Genomic DNA, 22237 nt, shown 5'->3' with positions numbered 1-22237 from the left:
TTTTTGTTACTGACCGGTCTCTGCCTTAGACGCGCTGACAGGTCCTTCTGATGTCTCACTTTCTGTCCCCTCCTGGCCCTCATCCGTGCTGGCCGTTGTACTGTCAGCCGACGGTCCTTTTTCTGTCACTGTCACCTGGATATGGTCGTAGCTCACCAGTTCATAGGCATCGCCCAGCTGGAACTTAATCTCCCCGCTGTTCTCTCCCGGCACCATATCCTCCACATCCATCTCAGCGCCCAGGACGGCAGCCGAAAGCTGGTACAGATCTTCCTTCAGACCTCTTATGACTACGTTCACAGAATCCCTGTCATACTGATATTCATAATCGCTGTGGGCTCCCACCCGCTTAATCTGGCTGGTCTTAAGCTCAAATGTCCTGCTCTCCAAAGCTTCCACCTTGATGACAACCCTCACCTCTTTGGATGACTCGTCCGAAAGGTAAACTCCCTCCGGCAGATACTGGCTGATATCGAGGGTGACTTCCTTATCCCCTGTGGCTCCGTCCATATTCAGCTCAGAGCTAGGAATGGTAATGGAATTAATATTGGCCAAATCGGATTTCAGTCCGTTGACAGCCACAGAAGGACGGCTGCTCTCTATCCCAGTATACCGGTATCCGTCTGCCACCCTGCCCTCCGGCTCAAAGTTCAGCACCAGGCTCTTGCGCTTGAGAATCGGCATTGTATAATCCACGCTGGAGCGGCTGAAGGTGATGCGCTCGTCAGTGGGTATTTCATTTTCATTGGCGTCAAAGCACACTACAGGAGCGCTGTCTGCCAGGTTGGAGTCTGCGCCGTCCACGTTGATCACAATTCCCACAGCGCTGATCTGGCCCACCACAGACATGGGACCGCTGACATTGATATAGTTTGGCGAAACAGAAGGTGTTCCTCTATCGTATCCTTCGGCAGCTTCCCCTATCACCTTGGCCCTGATCTCAAAGGACTTGCGCTGCAAATCCTCTGTCTTGACGCGGATGACCCCCGGCTTTGCCACCGGAGTGTCCAAAAGACGTTTGTTGTTCTTAACCTCTATCTTCACCGGCACTGCGCCCGTGGGTTCATATATATCAGCCAAATCTATATAGGCCCTGAAATCCGAGGCGCTGATGCCCGCCTTATCCAGAGTCCTTACACGGTAGCTGACTGTAACGGTATCCTTATCCGTCAGCAGCTCATATGTCTTGCCGTTGGACGTCAGGATTCCTTCATTGACAATATCCAGCGGCACCTCCTTTGAATCCGAGTCCTCCGGGTTATTGATGTTCACCACTGCCAGCCAAACAAAAAATGCCAGGAAGACAGAAAGTACTTTAAGCCCAAGATTATTAGACAGCTTTTTTTCCATTCTTCAGCCTTCCCTTCCATATTTTCAATCGGTTCAATGAAACAGTCTCCTCTTTCACGTTGGAAAGTACCTTTTTGAGGCTTTCTGCATCTGGTATCCTGGACAACACTCCTCCTTCTGCTACCGATACCCTTCCGGTTTCCTCCGACACCACGATGGTGATACTGTCCGTGGATTCACTTACACCTACAGCCGCCCTGTGGCGCGTGCCCAGGGCCTTGCTGATGCTCATGTTATCGGTCAGCGGCAGATAACAGGTTGCCGCTGTAATGCGGTTGCCCCTGATAACCACTGCGCCGTCGTGAAGAGGTGTGTTGTGTTCAAAAATATTAATCAGCAGCTGGCTGGTCACCAGGCCGTTGATTTCGATTCCCGTCCTCTCTATCTCCTTCAGGGAAGATCCCCGCTCAATCACCATCAGGGCGCCTGTCTTTACTTTGGCCATCTCAAAGGTGGCCCTGACCAGCTCGTTGATGGTCTTGTCGTTAAATCCCTGGTTATCCTTGCCCTCGTCAAAGGAAAAGATATAGGACATGTAATTGCGGCTTCCCAGCTGTTCCAGGGCCTTGCGAAGCTCAGGCTGGAAGATAACCAGAAGGGCCGTCACCGCAATGGTTGTGGTATTCTCCAGAATCCACAATATGGTGGTCAGATGAAGCACGGCGGCAAACAGCACAAACACCAGGATAACCAGAAGTCCCTTTAACAGGTTCCAAGCCCTGGTGTTCTTAATCCACACCAGAAGTTCATAGACCAGAAAGGAAATAATCACGATTTCCAGAATATTTCCCACTGATATCCTTGGCAGCAGCGACAGCCAGGATGTCACTTTTACCAGTATTTCCGCCATACTCTCACCTCCTTATGTTCACTTTTCTTCATTAATAAGAATTTCTCTCCCTTGTGCCGCGTTTATGGGTACTGATTTTCTGTACCTTCACATCCGGGGTGCTCACGGTCATCTTGGGCACCGCCTTCACATAATAATAATAATCATCGTCCTCGAACTGCACATATTCGGTCCGGGTATAATCCACGGACAGGACAAAAAAATTGAACACTGCCGCTATAGCTGCCGATAAAACAAGTCCCAGAATCATCGGTCCCACGGAAACAGATACCCCAAACACAAAATCCCCCACAAATATGGCCAGCAGCTCCGCCACGGATCCTGCCACAATGGCGACCACCCATGCGTAATCCATGGACAGCCTGCGTATAAGATAAACCACGATGATGCCCACCGCGCAGGTGGCAATCATGACCATCATGGTCTGGTTAAAGAGCATGGATTTAAGAATCTGGCTGTATTTCTGTACAATATCCACTGAGCCGTCGCTGGCAGCCAGGATGCCCGCATTCTGCTTCACATATATGAGCAGGTAGTACAGGAACACACCGCAACCAACGGGAATCACGGAAGCCAGACTTCCTCCCAGCCCTACCAGCAAAGGAACCACATAGGGAATCTTAAACAGGAAGGCAAGGGGTGTCAGGACCATCAGATAACTGTCCCCGGGCTTGAATCCGTAGTAGAGTATGGCAATGGTCAGTATCAGCACAATGGCAATCAGGGCCATCTCCAGGGAAACCGCATATACATGGGCAATCATCAGGCAGCCCGCCAGGAACACGATGGCGCCGTAGGGCAGGAATGCGCTGACCAGACAGACCGGAAGGATGACCAAAGGACTTTTAAGCTTTGCCATATATCCGATATTCGTATTAAGGCTTACCACGGTACAGAGCGCAAACAGGAAGCGCACCACCGGCTGTATTCCATAACTGTAGCGGTTGTAAAATCCTTTCAGATGTTCTTTCCATAGCAGAAGACTTGTCATCGAACCCTTCCTCCTCTGTTGTCCTTGGTCCTGTCGGTCCTGTCTTTGTTGTCATACTTCTTGACCAGGTGTCTCAGTCTGGAGGCATACATGGTCTGGGAACGGGACGCGTAGTCGTACCTTCTGGAATATACGCTCCAGGTCACAAACAGGTAAAATGCCAGTCCCCCCACATAAAGGATGCCCCAGTTCTTGCCGCACTTAAGCAATTCTTCTATGCCCATGCCGCCCAACAGCACGTCCAGCTTGTAAAGGATCCACAGAAGAAGCATCAACAGATAGCAGAAGGTATAACCGAAAAAGGAGCGGAACATCTGTCCGCCGACATAATCCTTTTTAAAATAACGGTTGATGGGAAATATCTTCCTGCCCTCATTCTTTTCAAATATGGCCAGCCCAGTCATATATCTGACCTTTTCTTCGTTCAGCATACAGGTACCTCTTAGGCTTTTTCATAACATATCAATTTAGTATACCACAACTTTTTCAGATTTGCGACACTATAAATCAATTTTTATGATTTTGTAAGAAACTGGAATTTGGCTTAAGAAACCGGGACCGGAACCGTGACAGGACCCGGGCGGCGGGAAAAAACAACTTTATTTTCCCACCATCACCATCACGGTCCTTGGACGAATCCTAAATTCATTTCCCCCCAGGGGGCCCGGACAAGGCACATTCTCCCACGTATCTGCCGCCAGCTCCCATTCCATTCCATCCGGAAGGACCGGCAGCTTTACATCAAGAGGTTCCCAATACGCATTGGATGCAATGTACACGGTCCGGGGCCCTTCCCCCTCCTCCTGGCCGGCAAACATGACGCCCACATAGCGCTCATACTCCGCAAAGGAGCCGCACCAGGGCTTCACTCCGTGAAAGCTCACATCCGGGAAGCCGCAGGCCCCGTCACTCACATTGGCGCGTACCAGTCGGTGTGTCTTGCGAAACCGTATCATATATTGGAAGAAACAAAATATATCCTTATACTGCCCCAGCCGCTCCCAATCCAGCCAGGAAATCTCATTGTCCTGGCAATAGGCATTGTTATTGCCGAACTGGGTGTTGCAGAACTCATCTCCCGCCAGAAACATGGGTATTCCCCTGCTGCACATGAGGAGGGCGCAGGCATTGCGCACCATGCGCCGCCTCAGGGCTTCCACCTGAGGATCGTCTGTCTCCCCCTCCGCGCCGCAGTTCCAGCTGTTGTTGTCATTGGCGCCGTCCGTATTGTTCCATCCGTTTGGCTCATTGTGCTTTACATTGTAGGAAAACAGGTCGTAAAGGGTAAAGCCGTCATGGCAGGTAATGAAATTCACGGATGCGTTCTTCCTGTCGTGGTCCGCATATATATCCCTGGAGCCGGCGATTCGCAGGGCCGCCGCCTGTGCCATGCCTTGTTCTCCCTTGATATGGCGGCGCATGTCGTCCCTGTACCTGCCGTTCCACTCTGCCCAACGGTTCCAGGACGGGAAAGTCCCCACCTGATAAAGGCCGTCCGCGTCCCACGCCTCGGCTATGAGCTTGACATCGCCCAGAATGGGGTCAAAGGCAAGACTCTGAAGCAGGGGAGGCTTGCTCATGGGCGCGCCGTCCTCGTTGCGCGCCATGATGGAGGCCAGATCAAAGCGGAACCCGTCAATCCGGTAGGCCGTAACCCAATAACGGAGGCAGTTGAGAATCATCTGCTGGACAATGGGGTGATTGCAGTTTAAGGCATTGCCGCAGCCGCTGAAATTGTAGTAGTATCCCTCCGGAGTCAGCAGATAGTATATATTGTTATCAAATCCTTTAAAAGAAAAGAAGGGCCCGTTTTCATTTCCTTCCGCCGTATGGTTGAATACCACATCCAGGTAGACCTCAATCCCATGCTGGTTGAACACCCGTATCAGGTTCTTAAGTTCATTGCCCTCTCGGTTGTACTCCGTGCTGGCAGTGTAGCTGGTGTTGGGCGCAAAGAAGCTTACGGTGTTGTATCCCCAGTAATTATAAAGCTTCCGGCCATCCACCTCCCGGTAATCCTGCATCTCGTCGAATTCAAATATGGGCATCAGCTCCACCACGTTCACGCCCAGCTCCAGCAGATAGGGAAGCTTTTCCACCAATCCATCAAAGGTTCCGGGATGAAGTACGGCCGAGGAGCCGTGCATGGTAAATCCCCTTACATGAAGTTCATAAATGATTAAATCCTCCATGGGGGTCAGGGGCTGGGCCATATCCGCCCAGTCAAAGTCATCCTTGACCACCCTGGCCTTATAGTGCTGGCATCCCGGCAGCGGGTCCCCCCACCGGCTCTGTCCGGTAACCGCCTTGGCATAGGGGTCCAGCAGATACTTGTTCTTATCAAATATAAGCCCCTTTTCCGGTTCATAGGGGCCGTCCACCCGGTACGCATACTCAAATTCGCCGATGTTCAGCTTGAACACAATCATGGAGTACACATTGCCGATGCGGTAATGCTTTGGAAAGGGAAGAACCGCATAGGGCTCCTCCTCTGTCCGCCTAAACAGGAGCAGCTCAATGGCAGTGGCTCCATGGGAATACACCGTAAAATTGACTCCCCCCGGTATGGCGGTGGCTCCGTTTATCTCATAGAATCCTGGCCTGACCTCATATTCTCCTATGCAGTCCATGGGTACCAGGTGAATGGTGCCGGGCAGGGCCAGGTGATCAATACTGGCCGGTCTTAAGGCTTTCCTGTCCTTCACCGCGCTTTTGTCCCATGTTACATCCGCTGTGCGTCTGGCGGCTTTTTTTCCCTTATCCTCCATACATTCCTCCCATGTGCGCCTTTGTCGGGCTGTTTCAGGCATTGTATTAACAATATACAACATTCCGGGGGATATTACAAGACTCGGAAAAGGCCGCCGGACTCAAACTGATCCGGCGGCCTTTTCCTTCTGTCTGTTTTTAATCTGACAGCATCATCTTATTTATTTCTAATATCTCTCCCACTTTATCTTTTCCATGGGCAGCTCATCCAATTGATGGGCAGGCGCCTCTGCAGCCGGCATTCCAAGGGTAAGGATGGCTTCCAGCTTATATCTCTAAATAAATCCATGGTTTTCTTCCTTTCTGCTGCCGCACCCATATGGTGCCGGCTTACAGTTTCAGATAAGCTTCCAGCACATCCTTCATATCGCAGGCCATACCGTAGTCCGCAGTATTGAAAATGGGCGCGCTCTCATCCTGGTTGATTGCCACAAAGAGCTTGGTATCCTTAATGCCCTCCGTGTGCTGGATGGCGCCGGATACGCCCAGGGAAATGCAGACCTTGGGCCGTATGGTGAATCCGGTCTGTCCAATCTGATGCTCAAACGGTATAAATCCGGTGTCTGCCAGAGGCCTGGTGCCTCCGATTGCAGCTTCCAGCTTTTCGGCAAACGCTTTTAAGAGTGTAAAGTTTTCCCCGCTCTCAGCGCCGCGTCCGCCGACTACCACAACCTCCGCCGCAAGGATACTGTCCGTATCATTCATTGCAGGGGCGCTTGACATCACCTGAATCCCGGATTCAGGAAGGGTGATATCCTTGTAATATGTAACATCTGCCCTTCTGCCCTCCCGGACCTCACAGGGGGTGTACACCCCTGGCCTTACCGTCATCATCTGTGGATATACCCCTTCCTTTGTTACAATGGTGACAAATACGTTTTCTCCAAAAGAAGGTTTATTCTGCTTGATGAAAAAGGTCCCGTCCTCCCTGGTATCCACGGCTAATTCCGTACAGTCCGCAGTCATTCCGCAGCCAAGGCGGGCAGCCACTCTGGAAAAAACAGAGCGTCCCGTGGGAGTAGCCGGAATCAGAACACTGGACGGATCCATACGTTTCAGCATTTCCGCCATTGCCCGGCTTACCGCATCGTCCTGGAACAGGCAGTTTTTGTCTGTCTCCACGGCATATATCTCGTCAAACCCAAGCTGTTCCAGCTGGGCCGCCAGATTCCCGCAGTCCTCAGCCAGGACGGCGGCCTGTATCTTCTCACCGGTGGTCTCTTTGATACAATGAGCCGCGCGGACCAGTTCTGCCACAACGGGTTCTAACTTCCCATCATAATTTTCTGCAAAAACACAAATTCCGTTCGCCATCTATTCCTTTCCTTTCTCGATGTCAATCAGTTCCCTGAGCCTGGCTGCCAGTTCCTCCGGAGTGCCCGCAAGCATCCAAGCTCTCCTGGTGCTCTCAGGCTGAAAAGAATCCGTCACCATTGTGGGAGAGCCCGGAAGGCCAATCTCATCCGCCGCCATCTTAAGGTCCGCATTGGTATATACCTCCAGAGACTTGTTCTTGGCGGCCCTCTTGGAGCGCAGGGTTGCCAGACGCGGTTCATTGCTTCCGAAGCACACGCTCATTAACGCCGGCAGGGCTGCCTTAATCTTCCACTCCATGCCCTGGTACTTTTTCACAGCCGTGATACAGTCCTTGTCACCCTCATCGTATGAGAGCCCCTGTATTTCAGCCACATGGGGGATACCCATGTATTCCGCCACCATGGCTCCCACCTGTCCGGTGGCGCCGTCAGCGGACAATGCGCCGCTTAAAATCAGGTCGAATTTCCCGTATTTCTCAATGCTTTTTGCCAGCACCTTGGCTGTGGCAATGGTATCTCCTCCCGCAAAGCACCGGTCCGTGATGAGACAACTCTCATCACATCCCAGGGCCAGGGCGTCCCTTAATGCCTTCTCCGAGTCAGGGGGGCCCATGGTGAATACGGCCACCTTTGCGCCGGTCTGCTCCTTTAAGACCATGGCGGTCTCTATGGCATTCAGGTCCGCAGGGTTTATCATTCCTTCTGAACCGGAACGAATCAGCGCATGGGTTTCGGGGTCAACGGAAACATCGTTGGAAACAGGAACCTGTTTTATAAGAACCGCTATATCCATCTTTTCTCCTCTCCGCCGCTTTCTTATTTTAACAGACGCTCAAACGCCCAGTCTTCCAATAACGGTGTCTTTTCTCCGCGCATGATGAATTTTGCAAGGTCCCTGCTGGCAGCAGGTGCCTCGATAACGCCGTTCCCGCCGTAACCGGTTGCCAGGATATAGCCCTCCACCGGTGTCTTGCCCAGAATCGGAAGGAAATCCTTTGGCTCCGCGCGGTATGACAGCCAGGATGATACCAGCCCGCTGTCCACGATTCCGGGTACCCTGCACTCTAACTGATCCAACAGGAAGTTGTGTTTTTTCGATAATCTGGTAAAATTTATTGTTGATACATTGTCAGAAATGCAATAAGAGACCGTATGATTTTACTATTTTAATACGGGGAGAGAACAAATGTGTCCTACCATCACAGCCATTACCACCTATGTGCTGCAGCAGCTGGACGTGCGCCGTTTTTGGACAGTCCGCTCCGTCTACAAAAAAACAGTGAATATCCAGGCAGGAGAACTCCTTCTGGCCCTCCAGGCCGCATCCTCGCCCATGTCCCCCATCAGCATGTTAACGGACATGGAGGTACGGGATTTTGAGGCGCTTCCGGTTAAACCGGGACAGCAGGTATCCATTTCCCGCGACCGGATTCATATATCCTCTTTGGAAACCCCGGTGACGTTTCTGTTACGGCCAAAAGAAGTCCAAAGCACCCGTTTAACCTCCCCTCCTGCTCAGTTTCCCTGGGGCAGGCTTCTCTCACAGGTCCGGCAGGCCATCACCGGCTCACAGGCCGGCATATTCCGTCTTCTGTTCTGCGATTTCACGGACCCGCAGGCTGTAAAGACAGGCGGGGAATACAGCCTGATCCTACAGCGGCACAAAATCATATCCGCCAATGCGGTATATGTCTGGAACAGGGCATGTACGGGGGGATGCCTCCCAAAGCCTGGCCGGACTGACAGGACTGGGGATAGGCCTTACGCCCGTAAGTAGGTAATAATCAGTATCTGCAAATTTCCATCCACATTTGATAAGATAAGTTCAAATGATGGAGGTGATACCAATAAATACGAATGACAATGCAGCCTCAAAGGCTGACCTTTGGGCAGACCGGTTCCATGCTTTCCAGGAAAGCGGTTTATCCCGCAAAGAATGGTGTCAGCAGAATGGAATCCCACAGTCTACACTGGGTTACTGGATCCGAAAGCTCCAGTCAGAAGCAGCTGAGACAGAAAGTGCTTCTGATCCGGTGTTTGCAAAGCTCCCTTCGGAACATGAACTCCATTTCAGTACAGCAGGTACAGGAAAACCTCCTGTGATGCTCTGTCTCCCGGAAAATATCCGGATTGAAGTTGCTGCGGACTGTCCAGCCAGACTGTTGACTGCCCTGCTTCAGGCCTTAAAGAACTATGCTTGATTTTTACGGAAGTACTACAGTCTATCTGGCATGTGGCTGCACGGACCTCCGGAAGAGCTGCACTGGTTTAGCGGCCATCATCAAACTGAAATTCCATCTCGATCCGTACTCCCGCTGTATGTTCGCGTTCTGCAATCGCAGGCGCACATTGCTCAAGATCCTTCAGTGGGACGGGTCAGGGTTTTGGATCCTGATGAAACGGCTGGACCGCGATTCCTTCCATTGGCCTGACACACCGGATGAACTGCAGAAAGTTACGCTGAAAGAGATCCATTGGCTGTGCGATGGTTTATCCCTGAACCCCAGCGGCGCATTTGAAGAACGTCACCCGAAGATCGTCATATGAGCCCGGATCCTGTCAATTCGCAAAAAGCCGAAAATCACTTTGTTTTGGGCGGATTTTCCTCCGTCCCGGAATGCAGTTTCCTATAGGAACGGAATGCTTTTTCTGGTATACTTTCTGGTAGAGATTTCAGAAAGTTGAGGCTGTGTTATGGATCCGCTTTTTACAGAGGAACAACTGAACAAGAAAGTGCCTTCGGCACCTCAACTCCCCTAGCCCCTCATTCATGAGGGGAATTAGGGCTTGTTTTTTGCGTCATTTTATTCCATAATAATCTCATGAATGTGATTCAGAAGATGCTCAGAGACTATTACGAAATCATTGAATACGATATAAAACCCAGACCTGTCGTCATGGAAAACATTGATAAGGTCATTAACTGCGGGGATCCTTCTTATGGTGGCGCCATGTATGGCTGTCCCCATTGCGGTAACCTCAAGTTCGTTCCTTTCCGCTGCCACTCCAAGTTTTGCCCCTCCTGCGGCGCTAAGTATTCCAATGACAGGTCTACCGCTATGTCTTTTAAATTAATACAGTGTACCCATCGCCATCTCGTCTTCACCATTGACGAATCCCTCCGCCGCTTTTTCCTCGAAGACCGCACTCTGCTTAACTGCCTTTTCGAGGCTGTTTCTGATGTCATCAAAGAATATTTTTTCTCCCTGAACAAATCCAAAAACTTTGTCCCTGGGTTTATCTGTGTCCTTCATACCTTCGGTCGCCCTCTCGGTTGGAATCCACACATCCACTGTCTCCTTACCGAAGGCGGGTTTTCTGATGATGGTGTCTGGCGCAAGGTCACATATTTCAATTATTCCTACCTCCGTAAATCCTTTCAGACTGTTTTGTTAAATAAACTGGAAAAACGCATCGGTCCCTCTTTTAAAAAGATGAAAGCCGCCGTTTACCATAGGGACAGAAATGGATTCTACGTTTATGCCAAGCCCAATCTTTGCGACCCAAAATCCATTATTAAATATGTCAGCCGTTATCTTGGCCGCCCTGTCATTGCTCTTTCCAGGATTGATTCCTACGATGGGGAGATGGTGACTTTCCATTACAATAAGCATGAAGACAACTCTTTTGTAAAAAAGACTCTTCCCGCCATTGATTTCATTAAGCTGCTCATTCTGCATATACCTGAAAAAAACTTCAAGATGACCCGGTACTATGGGCTTTATGCCAGACACCGGGAGATTGACAATCAGCTCCATAAAGCAGTCCCAAAATCCAAACACAGGATTCTCCTCGATTTCAACACCTGGCGTAAGCTTTTCCTTCTTACCATGGGGTACGACCCCCTGCAATGCCCAAACTGCAGACATGAAATGGTCTTTCTAGAGCTGTACCATAAACATGAACGGGTTCCTCTGGATGAATTATACAAAAGGACAAGGATAAGGCATGGCCTTTATCCCCGGTCCCGCTCTGCTTGACTTTCTCTCCCATCTGCTTCATACTACATTTATTACAGATGGGAGGCAGTTGCAAATGAATCAAAGATATGTGGATGAACTCAGACAAAAATACATCAAAAATCCTCCAGAAGGAATGACACCCAAACTGGTCAGAAATATGACCGATTCTGATTTATTGGATATGCATTACTTTTTAACTGAAGATGACGACCTCGACGATGATGGATGGGAAGAAGGGTTCTATATCGACCTGTTCTAAATCACCGTCTGTTTTCTATACCCTCCTTTGGCAGAATCATTAGTTTACATAACTTTATTTCAGCAAGGACTTTGGTAAGTAGGTAAGCCCCTTACAGGGCTTACCCCTCTCAGAACCGGACATGCAGCTTTCCCGCATCCGGCTCCCTGCAAAGCTAATACATCTACAGTTATCCGTATATACTGACATAAATACGTGGCCGCACAAGCGGGAACTGTCTCATTAGTTCCTTATATCCTTCCTTCGTATAGCTCCTTCTCTGACTTCTTCTGTTCAGCCAGTAGAATAACCTAAACCATACCACATTATTGAATGAGTTCAGGCTTCTTGAATTGTCAGTAATTCCGTAATAATGATAATAACCAGTCAGTACTTCATTTAGTTTCTTTACTATCCTGTTTATCTCCAGAAACCTCATGTCTCTTATCATGGCGTTTATTTCCCTGCTTTTCTTTGCAAGCTTTTTCTTACTGGTTTTCCTCTTTACTCTGAACTTTCCCGTCCTGCCATGCGAACAGTAATGCGTGAATCCCAGGAATGTGAACGTCTCCGGCCTCCCTTTTCCCCGGTCTTTCCGGTTACTTTCTGCGAATCGGCCAAATTCAATCAACCTTGTCTTGCTTTCCTCCAATTCTAGTCCAAAGTACTTCATTCTGCGCTTTAAGTGTTCATAAAATATTTCTGCATCTGATTTATATTGGAAGCATCCCACAAAATCATCCGCATAGACTACCAGCCCCGCATATCCTCTCATCACTGGCTGTACTTTCTCCCTGAACCACCATATCAGCACATAGTGCATATATATATTGGCTATGACCGGGGAGCAGTCCGAGCCTTGGCCTGCCCCTTCTTCTGTCTCCTCATATCTGAAATCTCTCATGATTCCCGCTTTCAGCATCCGTCTTACCAGTCTGATAATGGTCGGGTCTTTTATCCGCGATTCTATGAACTTTACTATCCATTCATGGTCTAAATGGTCGAAAAACCCTTTAATGTCTGCGTCCAGCACCCAATTCGTCTTTTCCCTTTCCAGCATCCCATTCAGTCTCCTTAATGCCATGTGGCAGTTCCTTCCTGGGCGGAATCCCATCATTTCTTCGTAGAAATGGGGCTCGAACACTGCTTCCAGTATTCGCCTTAGCGCTTCCTGTACTAACTTATCCTCATAGCAGGATATACTGAGCGGGCGGGTCTTTCCATTTTCTTTTGGTATTTCCACCCGTTTTGCCGGTTTGGGCTTGTATGCCTTCTTCTTCATTTTCCTGATTAATTCATCTAAGTTTTCTTCCAAATTTACTTCGTAGTCCTCTTTGGTAATTCCATCAATTCCTACCGCTTTCTTTCCATCCATCTCCTTGTGGCATTCTTTCAGTAACTCTTTATTAATCAGATGCCCTATGGACGTAAATACCATTTCCGGATGTTCGCTTGACAACTGTGATATTCTCGCCAATTTCGTTTCCATAATTTCTCCTGTCTCTGCGTACAGATTATGTTTCCTCTTTGATATGACTTTGCATGGCTGACCTGCGAGGACAGGTCTCTCTCGACTTCCACCGCTTTTTTTTGCTGTGTACTATTCGGCCATCCGACTTCTGCCGGCCATTTACGGTTCTCCTTTCTACCGTTGTTCCGTATACCGGGCTTACGCAACCTGCCCGGAGCCTGGCAGACCTCCCCAGTTGACTTAAAATCCTTGATTACATGACCAGCCTTAAAACCCCGGGGAAGCAGCTGCATTCTCGCTCTTAACGACTACAGCTGTGTTGCTTTCAGTGTATAGGAGCACTTCTGCCTTCCCAATTTCATTTTAATATCGAAGCTATATACGGCTATGCCCTGCAATCCCGCTGTCTACGCTTAGCAGGCAACATCGCTGCTGTCCACCCAAGACTCGCTTGATGCGGTATAGCTTGTACCTTACACCGTGGGACTCTCACCCACTAAATTTCAAGCCCTTAGCTGGGCGCACCCTATAATACAAAAAAGCAGGAAACCGTTTTGTGATTTCCTGCTCGGTGGGGCGGTGGGTATTCAGTTGTTAATGCGTTCTACTGCGTAACATACAATCAAAACCGTATATACGGACAAGACGGGCGTGGTGGTTATTCAATAGCTGCCGTGTCCCGTCTTTTTTGCTACCTGATATACTTTCTATTTTTCGTCCGCACGAAGAAGCTCAAATATCTTTTCTATCCATTCTTGCATGATTTCATTCTGTTCGGGTAAATAGCCCATGATGATATATTCCATGTAAGTCATAGCAGTACCCATAATTGCATATCGAGTAGAACTACTTTTCTGTTCTTGGTAAGTGTCCGCAAACTCCAAAGCTCTTTTGTTTGTGGTTTTCCATACTCTTATACGATTTTCTTCTGGCAGCTCATGTTCCCTCAATATTTGCAAAATATTAGCCGCTTTTTGCTTATCGCCGTTCATATTCAGAATGGCAATTTGCATACAGCGAAGCGATTTTATATAACTCCATAGTGTATAGTCACCATTAAATTCCACATGGTTATAGATACTGCATACTTCATAGCATAAATCGTTAAGGAAAGAATCGAAGGTGGTGCAAACGAAAAAGCAGCTTTGATATTTCGATAACTGCCCTTTCGTTTGCATCAGTTTCGATTTTTCCTGGTTGAACAAAGGCGCGTCCGGGTAGCCGTTATATATGGACTTTCAATTTCCCCAGCCTTTTAGCGAAGTATACTGCATATGGATGCATGGCAGCCAGATTCGGCGTCCGGTGTCATGTTTATGGCATCAGAAATAAGCCTCCAAAGGAAGCTTAAAAAATATTCAGTTGCCTTTTTTAACATAGAAGATGCGGTTCTGGCATTGTACAAGGCTGCCCTGCCGGTAAAGGAATGATCCTTCCGCCGCAGGAAGAACACCTGCAGATATCCTTATTGTAAAGCAGCCGGATCATGGCAGGGGCATCCAGATCTTTCAGCCTTGCGATATACTTTCTACAGCCGAGGAGATTCCGGCACAAGGTGATCTTCTTATTCTTGTTCCGGGATGACAGCAGGCCATAGTGGCGTATCCGGACAAAACGCTTCGGCGGGACATGCATCAGAAATCTGCGGATAAACTCCTCACCGAAAACCGTAATCTCCTCCCACTGGCCCTGGTTTTTATAATCTTTTGCAGTAAATGTGACCATAGAATCCGTCATGCATTTGATACGATAATTGCTGATGGCAATCCGGTGTGTGTACCTTCCAAGGTACCTGATGACGGATTCCGCGCCATGGAACGGCTTCTTACAGTAGGGTATCCATTCTTTTTTGTAACAGGTATCCAATAATTCCTGTAAGGCATAATGGTTCCTGTAAGGCTCTGCCGTACCGTGGAATTCGAGTTTTCCATCTTTCCATAGCTGTTTCAGTTCAGCAAGATATTTTCCGCGGAACAGCCGGGAGACCACCCTGACCGGAAGGAAGAAGTCCTCCCCGCTGCCTTTCCAGTGATTTCCTGCATCCAGCCCGCCTCCCAGAACAATGGCATGGATATGGGGATGGAAGTTCATGGCGCTCCCCCAGGTATGCAGAATGCAGATATAGCCGATGTCAGCGCCAAGGTATTTCGGGTCAGCCGCAAGTTCACGCAGGGTATCGGACGCGGCATGGTAAAGCGCTGTATATAAAAGTTTCTGATTGCTGTAGATAACAGGGTTCAGATTTTCCGGCACAGTGAATACCATATGGAAGTATGGCGCGTCCAGCAGATCCTCCCTGCGCGCGTCAACCCATTTTTCTTTCGGGAATTCCTGACACATAGGGCAGCATCTGTCACGGCAGGAATTATAGTGGATGGAAATACAGCCGCAATCCTCACAGACGCTCACATTTACGCCAAAAGCACCGGTCTTGCAGTTCATGATGTGGTAAGCCGCCTTTCTCTGGGCAGGGGAAACATCATGGGAAGATGCATAGGAAGGATAAAAACGGTTAAAAACATCCTGGATTGTGCAGTCAGTGTTCATTCCTCACCGCCTTGCGGACCATCGAACGGGCTGCGGATGCCGAGGAGGGTCTTGTTGCTTACATGGAGGTAGACATCGGTAGAGCGGGGATCCACATGCCCGAGAAGGGACTGGATATATTTGATATCGGTCCCGCTTTCAAACAGGTGGCTGGCAAAACTGTGTCGGCACGCATGGGAAGAGACACGGCGGGTAATACCGGCAAGCCTGGCGCTTTTTTTAAAGAACTGGTTCACACTGGTTATATCCAGGTATCCACCAGTCCAGGAGCTTGGGAAAAGTATCCCCCTGGGCCGGCCGCATTTGTACCAATACTCGGTAAGAAGGTCAAGATTCTTCCGGGAGAGGATGGTATACCTGTCGATCCTGCCTTTGGTTTCACGGACATGGATGGTCATGTTGGTACGGGAAATGTCATCGTAATGGAGATGGACAGCCTCTGAGACGCGTAATCTGGAAGAGTACATCGTCGCAATGATAGCTTTATGCTTCAGGTTTTGGGTGGCCTCAATGATCGCGTTTATCTCATTACGGCTCAGGACGGCGGGAAGGTTCCGTTCCCTTTTCATGGCAGGAACTATGTCATCATCCCAAAGGATCCAGAGCACTTTTTTGTAGAAGAACTTAATTGCTGACCGATAGTGGTTGTGAGTTTCGGGAGACCTGCCTTCCAAACGTTTGGCAGAGAGGAAACTTTCCGCATCGTCAAGTGTAAGCTCAGAGGCGGTTTTCCCAATACAGCGGAGAAAGTAATTGACATTGGCACAGTACAAGTTTATGGTACTTTCCCGCAGGTTCCGTTTTTCCGCTTCATAGCGGATAGATTCAAAAATATCATCGTACATAATAAAACCTCCTGAAATAAGCAGCGTTGATCGTGGCAGCTGCCTGTCAGGAGGGGCATTGGCATCATAATTCCGCTTGCGGAAGACACCAAAAAATGCTATTGTATTCATAGGCAGTGGAGGTTTCCGTATTTGGTTGTTTTGTGTGGTAACTTAACAATACCGTATTGCGGAAGATTTTTCCACTGCTTTTTATTTAGAGGAACGTAAAAACTGCGCCACAGCCTTGGCAGGCCATCGCGTAGCGATTTTGTTCAATCGGAGTTTGTTGTTGAGGAGATATTGAGAATGAAAACTGATCCACAATGATTTCGCCGTTGATCGAAACGAGGTTGCCGCTTGGGAAACACACCGCAAGGCAGGCTTTAAGGAACTGGGTGTGGAGGACGGTTTCCTCCAGATGATGATTACGAAAGAGGATTATCTGAGGGATAATCCGTGAAAGGTGACGCTCAATGCTAAAACTTGTTCGCTTTGATCTGCGCAATCCTGCTGAGTGGGATGAATTCTACAATCTGTTTTCTGCGTATTTGGAAGAAGTATGCGATGATGATGAATACCAGGAAAATATCGCTGATTTACATGACGAAACACTGAATAGTCAAATGATCGAGCAAACACAGCAAGAGCATAACCCATACTTTGTCATGCGTATTGTGCTGAGTGAAGAATGTGTGGGTCTAATCAGCTATTCCTATAATGAAAAGTGCTTTCTTGGGTTCATAAACAACTTCTATGTCTGCCCCGAACAGAGAAGCACAGGCATAGGCTCTACTGTTTACCGCATGGTAGAAACCCACCTGTCGGAGCTTGGTGCAAAGCAAGTTGACCTAATCCCTGTAGGGAAAGCACAGCCATTCTATGTTCGCAATGGATTTGTTCAAACACGCACGACTATCGATGGTGAGCAAGTTTTCGGAAAGAAAATAAAGGAGTAAACCAGAGGTCTTCTGCATATTGCGGCGGCCAACGGCCGCTGGTGCGGAGCTAAACGGTCGGTAATGCTACGCGAATTGCAATATGAGAAAAGCAGTATTCGGGGAGATCTGTTGACAAACGAAAAAGCGGTTTCGGATATTCTAAAGTTCATTGGTAAAACCTTTTAGGTAAGATTAACAAATTCCCGTTTGCGCTAACATAGCATAGCGGTCATGCTCCCACGGCATGACCGCTTTTCTATAACGATTATTCGTCCTCGTCTACTTCATCCTGCGCTTCCTCATTGGCTATATTTCTTGCGGGCGGCTGTGCGCTTGGCTGCACTGTCAATCCGTCCAGTATGCGGCGGCTGTGTTCGGTGGCTACGGTCTTTTCGAGGAAGATTTGAAACTGCTCGTCTGTCAGGGATATGCTTTCGGGCAGCATACTTTCAAAAAGCCCCATGCGCTTGCAAAGGCGTTTCGTCCTGTCCTTGCGTTCCTGCTGTTTCTTCTCCTGGATCAGCTTCTTTCTCTGGTTTTCAAGCTGCGTCATTTGTAATTCGATGGCGGCGATTTTCTCCGCTTTGGTCTTTGCCATGTGTTTTTCTCCTTTCTGATTTTGGGTGGATAGGAAGGGATGGGAAGGGAATGGAGACAAAAAGCTGTCGGTTATTTACTCTGCCTGTTCAGAGCGAATGACCTTTAACAGCTTGTCTTGAAAGGTGTCCTTGCTGTCGTGGTCGAAATAAAGCTCGGTGACAAAGGTTTTCTCTCCGTTCTTCTTTGTCAGAATGCCGTCCGGCTTTCGGGGCGGGGTCTGTTCCTTTTCGGTCTGTACTTCGGTTTTATCTGTCATTGAATGCCTCCTTTTGTATTGATAGAAAAAAGAGATTTCCTGTGGTTAGGAAACCTCTTTTTGATGTTGGGTATTCAGTTTTGGGTTGTGGCTTGCAGTTTCTTCCTTGCCCTGTACTCCCTCGCTTTCATTCGCTCATATTCGCGGCACCTTTCAAGGTTTTTCGCGCGGTATTGCTTGTAGTACGCACGGAAGTAGGCTCGCATTTTCTCTCGCCTGGCTGCCTCGATTTCTTCCCTTATGCGTTGGCAATCCTGCTCCGTAAGCTCTAACTGTTCGGTCAGTTCGTTTTCAAATCTGCCGATATAGTTGAAATAGACTTCCACACGATGGACAGCGTATCTTGCTCCCTTTACATCACGCTCATGCACAAGGATTTTGCTGATAAACTCGTTTAGGATGGCGGGGGTAAGGGTGGAAAAAGCGGCATAGCGTTCCGCCAGCTTCACAAACTTCTGTGCCCGTCCGTCTGCATTTTCAAAAGCGGATAGCTGCTCTTTGATTTCTGCAAGCTCCGCTTTCAGCGTGTAGTATTCTTCGGAATACTTCTGCGACATCTGCTCATAGCGGTCTTGCTCAATCCTGCCGAGGGCAATATCCTCATAGAGCTTATTCAGTACCTTGTCGATCTGTTCAAGCCTTGACGTGATCTGCGGTATGCGCTTTTGCTGTTTCTTCACCTTGTCCGTCTGCTGCATGGAAAGGCTCTTTTTGACCAATGCCTCAAAGTCCGCCTTGTTGCTGATAGAGTAATCCGCGATTTTCCGCAGCACGTCCGCGACGGTCTGCATGAGTAAATCGGCGTCGATGTTGTGCGGGGAATGGCACTTTGGATTCCTGCCTTTGCCTTTGCGGTATTCGCTGCAAAATGCAATGTGCCGCTTGCCGCCGTTCCTGTAATCAATGCGGATGTGCATTTTCGCTCCGCAATCCTTACAGAAAAGCAAGCCCGACAAGGGGTGGATTTCTCCGTCCCCGTTTGGCCTTTTGACAGGCGCGTTTTCCAATATGCGCTGCACGTTTTCAAATATCTGCCACTGGCTTTTGTCTACATAGTGGTTTCGTTTATCCCTGTAATGCTTCGCGGTCTTGAAGTTCACCACATCGCCGCAATACTCCTGCCTTGTGAGAATGCGGGTCAAGGTCGCCTTGTTCCAGTTGTAGCGGTTTTCCTCGTTCAGATTTCGGCTTTTCGATGTTCCTCTGTTGTGCTCTTTCAAATAAAAGGTGGGCGTAAAAACTTCCTCGTTTTTCAGATATACGGCGATCTGATTTCGGTTTTTGCCCTCCATGAAAAGGCTGAAAATCAAGCGGACAACGGCGGCGGCTTCCTCGTCGATAATCCAAAAATCCTTGTTGTCGGGGTCTTTCATATAGCCGTAAGGGGCTTCGGTAGCGATTGGCTTTCCGCTTGCACCTTTGGTCTTGATACCCGTTTTTACTTTCTTGCTGATGTCCTTTGCGTACCACTCCGACATGATATTGATAAACGGCGCAAACTCCAATGTGTCGGGCTTCTCGCTGTCTATGCCGTTGTTGACGGCGATAAAGCGCACCCTGTTTCTGCGGAAGATTTCCATAGCGTTTCCAACCTGGAGATAATCACGTCCCCAGCGGGTCATGTCTTTCATAACGACAATACCGATTTTGCCGCTTTCCACATCGTCCATCATCTGCACATAGGCAGAGCGGTCAAAGAACCTACCGCTTTCGTCGTCGTCGATGTAGTGTCGGATATTCGGCAGCTTTTCCTGTCTTGCGTACCTCTCTAAAAAAGCCTTTTGGTTGACTATGCTGTTGCTCTCGCCGCCGTCCCTGTCCTCGTCACCAACTGAAAGGCGAGAGTATAGCGCGGTGATCTTGTTATACTGCGTCATGGCGTTATCCTCCTTTGCGTCCATATATGCGTCCTTACAGTTGATAGTATGCACCCCACCTCGCAGAGCCGTACTCCATGCCATGCCGGAATTTCTTGGCATTCTTGGCTTTGAAATACACCACAAGCCGGAGTGCAATGCCACACCCTATCCCTATCAGCAAATCTTTTGGGTGGAAACTTGGTAACGGGTTGGAAAATAAGTCCTCCATCCCCGCCATGACCTCCATCGCCTTTGCGGAAGCGTCCTGCCCCGGCGATACCCGCCACAGCCACGCAATTTTGTCGCAGAAATACCCGGCAAGCACATAAGGGAGATTCATAAGGAAAAGTTTCTTTTTGTCAACATTCCCTGTCTTTGCCTTGAGCTTTTCCGGGATTGACTTTAGGTCTTTGGCAATGCCCTCTACGATTTTACTCATAATGACTGCCCCCTGTCCTTCTGGTGTTCCCTTGCCCTCTCCCGATTTTTGTCTTTCCCCAACTGCTCCCGGAACTGCGCCAGCTTCTCCTTTACGGAGATGCGGTTATGCTTTTTCTCATTAACTTTTACAAACTCCTTAAATGCCTGCGTTATCACGTCGGCATCCCTGCCCTTGAATAATACGATGTGCTTCGGCGGCTTCTCCGTCTTGTCCTTCTTCACAGCGAACTGCACGTTGTACTTCTTTGCCACTCTCTCAAAGGACTTGATGTTGTTATCCGTCACCTCAATGCTCGAAGCGCCCATACCCTGACCGACCAGCTCTTTCACTGATATTTTCCCATGCGGCATCTGCTTTCCCTGTTTCCGGTGTTCCAGATACATCTTCATAGCCTTTTTCAGCACGACGGCAGTCAGCCGGGAAGATTTAAACACAAGGGCAATGGTTTTCTGTGTCACTTCCTCCTGCATGGTTTTCCTCCTTCTTTTTTTATTGCTGTACGCCCGTCAGGGTGGGACGTACAGCCTGTGGATTAAATATTTCATAAGCTCTCCTTTCCCACTTCTGGACAAAAAGTCCAAAAGCTGTATTTATCCTATAAGCACCCGGAACGGATACAGGATTCGTATTCTTCCAGTCTTGCGCCTGCGTCCTCCCCGTATGACAGCTTTATGTCACAGAAGTCATGCAGTGTGCCGGATAACAGGAAATCCTTATAAAACCTTGCAAAATCGCTGCAAAACTTTTCTATGATGCGTGTAAAATCATCATTCTCACGATATTCATAGTAAATCCGCTTCCCGCCAGTGCTGCCAAGCATATCCGTAAGCTGGTAACTAAGCTCTCCGGTCTGCTTGACGGAAATCTGCATCAGGTTATAGTCATTCCGCAGCTTAAAATAGGAGCTGTGGAACTTTGACGATACTGTAATGTTGGGATTCTCCCCCAACTCCGCACAGACCGCCGCCAGCCTTTTCAATAGCTCCGCTGTTGCTTTTTTCTGGAACTCTCTTTTTTTCATTACATCCTCCATTCTGCTTCTGGACAAAAAGTCCAAAAGTTATATAAACACAAAAAGGGCAGCTACAAACCGCTGTTTACGGTCTATAACTGCCCTCACGCTGTTTCTGGTATTTAATTATCTGTACCGGATCACCGGACACTGCTTTGTCTTTTTCCCTGCTTTCCTCCGTTCCAGAGCGAAAACCATATCCCCGGTACGCTCAAAATATCCTATATCCTTTTTCCAACTCATGCCGCATTTACAATGCTGCAAGCCGATAAACTGCTGTTTCATCTTCCTTCCGCAGTTCGGGCATACTTTTTTGCTCCTGCCCTTCTGCTTTGCTTTCCCTGTTTCCGGTATCATTCAGACCATCTCCTGTATTTTTAGGCTAATGCCATTTTACCAGATTTATCGCCGGAATTGTAGATTATCTACAATTTAACCGAAAGCGTCTTTGCACAGGGCAATGAAATATCTCTTTTTCTCCAGTATTTCCTCTTGCCTGTCTTTGGAAAGCGTCTGGAATATCTCGTCATAGTCAAGCTCCGCAAGCGGCGTACCCAACACTGGCGTTAAGACTTCATGTTCATACCATATCCGCCAGAGTTCCTCAAACAGTTCCTCGCTGTCCGAAAATGCCATTGCCGAATCAAATCCTTCTCCCTCACTGAACCATTGCAGACGGACAAAGCCGAACCTCCCGGCATCCGCCACCATTACATCGGTCAGCTCATACAGCTCCGCAAACGCTTCCGCCACCTTCCGGCATTTTGCCCGCTGTTCTTCCGTAATAAATTTTTCTGCCATAGCGCACC

General features: G+C 48.8%; 24 protein-coding genes and 3 pseudogenes. 6 read left to right on the top strand and 21 right to left on the bottom strand.

Going from position 1 to position 22237, the window contains the following annotated elements:
- Positions 1 to 6: 6 nt before the first annotated feature.
- The 9 genes and pseudogenes from LA360_RS01980 to LA360_RS01945 all read right to left on the bottom strand — a co-directional run.
- Positions 7 to 1350, bottom strand: a complete 1344-nt coding sequence (locus tag LA360_RS01980) for a CdaR family protein (protein ID WP_022202918.1) — start codon at positions 1348 to 1350, stop codon at positions 7 to 9.
- Positions 1331 to 2200: a diadenylate cyclase CdaA gene (cdaA, locus tag LA360_RS01975; protein ID WP_002583471.1), complete on the bottom strand. Its 870-nt coding sequence runs from the start codon at positions 2198 to 2200 to the stop codon at positions 1331 to 1333. The genes LA360_RS01980 and cdaA overlap by 20 nt, the downstream gene beginning before the upstream one ends.
- A gap of 31 nt (positions 2201 to 2231) precedes the next feature.
- Positions 2232 to 3191 (bottom strand): hypothetical protein, encoded by a 960-nt coding sequence (locus LA360_RS01970; protein ID WP_022202917.1) that lies wholly within the window; start codon positions 3189 to 3191, stop codon positions 2232 to 2234.
- Positions 3188 to 3622, bottom strand: coding sequence for a hypothetical protein (locus tag LA360_RS01965; protein ID WP_022202916.1), 435 nt, complete (start codon positions 3620 to 3622; stop codon positions 3188 to 3190). The genes LA360_RS01970 and LA360_RS01965 overlap by 4 nt, the downstream gene beginning before the upstream one ends.
- A gap of 168 nt (positions 3623 to 3790) precedes the next feature.
- Positions 3791 to 5959, bottom strand: coding sequence for a glycogen debranching protein GlgX (gene glgX / locus LA360_RS01960; protein ID WP_057572924.1), 2169 nt, complete (start codon positions 5957 to 5959; stop codon positions 3791 to 3793).
- Between the two features lie 168 nt (positions 5960 to 6127).
- Positions 6128 to 6232: pseudogene (locus LA360_RS31035) on the bottom strand (nitroreductase family protein); the annotation flags it as partial.
- 58 nt (positions 6233 to 6290) lie between these two features.
- Complete coding sequence (locus LA360_RS01955; protein ID WP_057572923.1) at positions 6291 to 7274, bottom strand: electron transfer flavoprotein subunit alpha/FixB family protein; 984 nt, start codon at positions 7272 to 7274, stop codon at positions 6291 to 6293.
- Complete coding sequence (locus LA360_RS01950; RefSeq protein WP_057572922.1) at positions 7275 to 8069, bottom strand: electron transfer flavoprotein subunit beta/FixA family protein; 795 nt, start codon at positions 8067 to 8069, stop codon at positions 7275 to 7277.
- 23 nt (positions 8070 to 8092) lie between these two features.
- Positions 8093 to 8362 (bottom strand): annotated as a pseudogene (locus LA360_RS01945) (FAD-dependent oxidoreductase); the annotation flags it as partial.
- 100 nt (positions 8363 to 8462) lie between these two features.
- On the opposite strand from LA360_RS01945, the gene LA360_RS01940 reads away from it, so the two are divergent.
- The 5 genes from LA360_RS01940 (at position 8463) to LA360_RS01910 (ending at position 11497) form a co-directional block, all read left to right on the top strand.
- Positions 8463 to 9053: a hypothetical protein gene (locus LA360_RS01940; RefSeq protein ID WP_057572920.1), complete on the top strand. Its 591-nt coding sequence runs from the start codon at positions 8463 to 8465 to the stop codon at positions 9051 to 9053.
- A 52-nt stretch (positions 9054 to 9105) separates the two neighbouring features.
- A complete protein-coding gene (tnpA, locus tag LA360_RS01935) occupies positions 9106 to 9477 on the top strand; it encodes an IS66 family insertion sequence element accessory protein TnpA (RefSeq protein ID WP_112483060.1) in 372 nt (123 codons plus the stop codon).
- Positions 9470 to 9823 (top strand): IS66 family insertion sequence element accessory protein TnpB, encoded by a 354-nt coding sequence (gene tnpB / locus LA360_RS01930; RefSeq protein ID WP_112483062.1) that lies wholly within the window; start codon positions 9470 to 9472, stop codon positions 9821 to 9823. Before tnpA ends, tnpB begins: the two co-directional genes overlap by 8 nt.
- A 329-nt stretch (positions 9824 to 10152) precedes the next feature.
- Positions 10153 to 11256, top strand: a complete 1104-nt coding sequence (locus LA360_RS31025; protein WP_442345930.1) for an IS91 family transposase — start codon at positions 10153 to 10155, stop codon at positions 11254 to 11256.
- A gap of 55 nt (positions 11257 to 11311) precedes the next feature.
- Positions 11312 to 11497: a hypothetical protein gene (locus LA360_RS01910; protein ID WP_009295925.1), complete on the top strand. Its 186-nt coding sequence runs from the start codon at positions 11312 to 11314 to the stop codon at positions 11495 to 11497.
- A gap of 169 nt (positions 11498 to 11666) precedes the next feature.
- On the opposite strand, the gene ltrA is transcribed toward LA360_RS01910, so the two are convergent.
- From ltrA to LA360_RS01890, 4 genes are all read right to left on the bottom strand, one after another.
- A complete protein-coding gene (gene ltrA / locus LA360_RS01905; RefSeq protein WP_057572962.1) occupies positions 11667 to 12965 on the bottom strand; it encodes a group II intron reverse transcriptase/maturase in 1299 nt (432 codons plus the stop codon).
- Positions 12966 to 13654: 689 nt separating this feature from the next.
- Entirely contained in the window at positions 13655 to 14125 is a 471-nt protein-coding gene (locus tag LA360_RS01900) for a DUF6707 family protein (protein WP_057573282.1), read from the bottom strand.
- A gap of 193 nt (positions 14126 to 14318) precedes the next feature.
- Complete coding sequence (locus LA360_RS01895; RefSeq protein WP_112483064.1) at positions 14319 to 15494, bottom strand: IS91 family transposase; 1176 nt, start codon at positions 15492 to 15494, stop codon at positions 14319 to 14321.
- A complete protein-coding gene (locus LA360_RS01890) occupies positions 15491 to 16339 on the bottom strand; it encodes a tyrosine-type recombinase/integrase (protein ID WP_112483066.1) in 849 nt (282 codons plus the stop codon). Before LA360_RS01890 ends, LA360_RS01895 begins: the two co-directional genes overlap by 4 nt.
- A 455-nt stretch (positions 16340 to 16794) precedes the next feature.
- Here LA360_RS01890 and LA360_RS01885 point away from each other — a divergent pair, with 455 nt between their 5' ends.
- On the top strand, positions 16795 to 17277 hold the full coding sequence (locus tag LA360_RS01885) for a GNAT family N-acetyltransferase (protein ID WP_057572526.1): 483 nt from the start codon (positions 16795 to 16797) through the stop codon (positions 17275 to 17277).
- 247 nt (positions 17278 to 17524) lie between these two features.
- Here the strand turns inward: LA360_RS01885 and LA360_RS01880 are convergent, their stop codons facing one another.
- The 8 genes and pseudogenes from LA360_RS01880 to LA360_RS01845 form a co-directional block, all read right to left on the bottom strand.
- Positions 17525 to 17857 (bottom strand): DUF3847 domain-containing protein, encoded by a 333-nt coding sequence (locus LA360_RS01880; RefSeq protein WP_057572527.1) that lies wholly within the window; start codon positions 17855 to 17857, stop codon positions 17525 to 17527.
- 75 nt (positions 17858 to 17932) lie between these two features.
- Positions 17933 to 18115, bottom strand: a complete 183-nt coding sequence (locus tag LA360_RS01875; protein ID WP_057572528.1) for a transposase — start codon at positions 18113 to 18115, stop codon at positions 17933 to 17935.
- A gap of 74 nt (positions 18116 to 18189) precedes the next feature.
- Positions 18190 to 19992 carry a DUF4368 domain-containing protein gene (locus LA360_RS01870; protein WP_081031232.1) on the bottom strand — a complete coding sequence of 601 codons (1803 nt, stop codon included), beginning with the start codon at positions 19990 to 19992 and terminating at the stop codon, positions 18190 to 18192.
- A 52-nt stretch (positions 19993 to 20044) separates the two neighbouring features.
- Positions 20045 to 20413: pseudogene (locus LA360_RS01865) on the bottom strand (VirD4-like conjugal transfer protein, CD1115 family); the annotation flags it as partial.
- Positions 20410 to 20886 (bottom strand): PcfB family protein, encoded by a 477-nt coding sequence (locus LA360_RS01860; RefSeq protein WP_057572531.1) that lies wholly within the window; start codon positions 20884 to 20886, stop codon positions 20410 to 20412. The pseudogene LA360_RS01865 and the gene LA360_RS01860, both read right to left, overlap by 4 nt.
- A gap of 125 nt (positions 20887 to 21011) precedes the next feature.
- Entirely contained in the window at positions 21012 to 21437 is a 426-nt protein-coding gene (locus LA360_RS01855; protein WP_057572532.1) for a hypothetical protein, read from the bottom strand.
- Between the two features lie 117 nt (positions 21438 to 21554).
- Complete coding sequence (locus LA360_RS01850; protein ID WP_057572533.1) at positions 21555 to 21785, bottom strand: hypothetical protein; 231 nt, start codon at positions 21783 to 21785, stop codon at positions 21555 to 21557.
- A 75-nt stretch (positions 21786 to 21860) separates the two neighbouring features.
- On the bottom strand, positions 21861 to 22229 hold the full coding sequence (locus tag LA360_RS01845; RefSeq protein WP_057572534.1) for a hypothetical protein: 369 nt from the start codon (positions 22227 to 22229) through the stop codon (positions 21861 to 21863).
- Between the last annotated feature and the right edge of the window lie 8 nt (positions 22230 to 22237).

It is taken from the genome of Enterocloster clostridioformis (assembly GCF_020297485.1).
Classification (GTDB): Bacteria; Bacillota; Clostridia; order Lachnospirales; family Lachnospiraceae; genus Enterocloster; species Enterocloster clostridioformis.
This window is presented reverse-complemented; position numbering and strand designations above follow the sequence as displayed.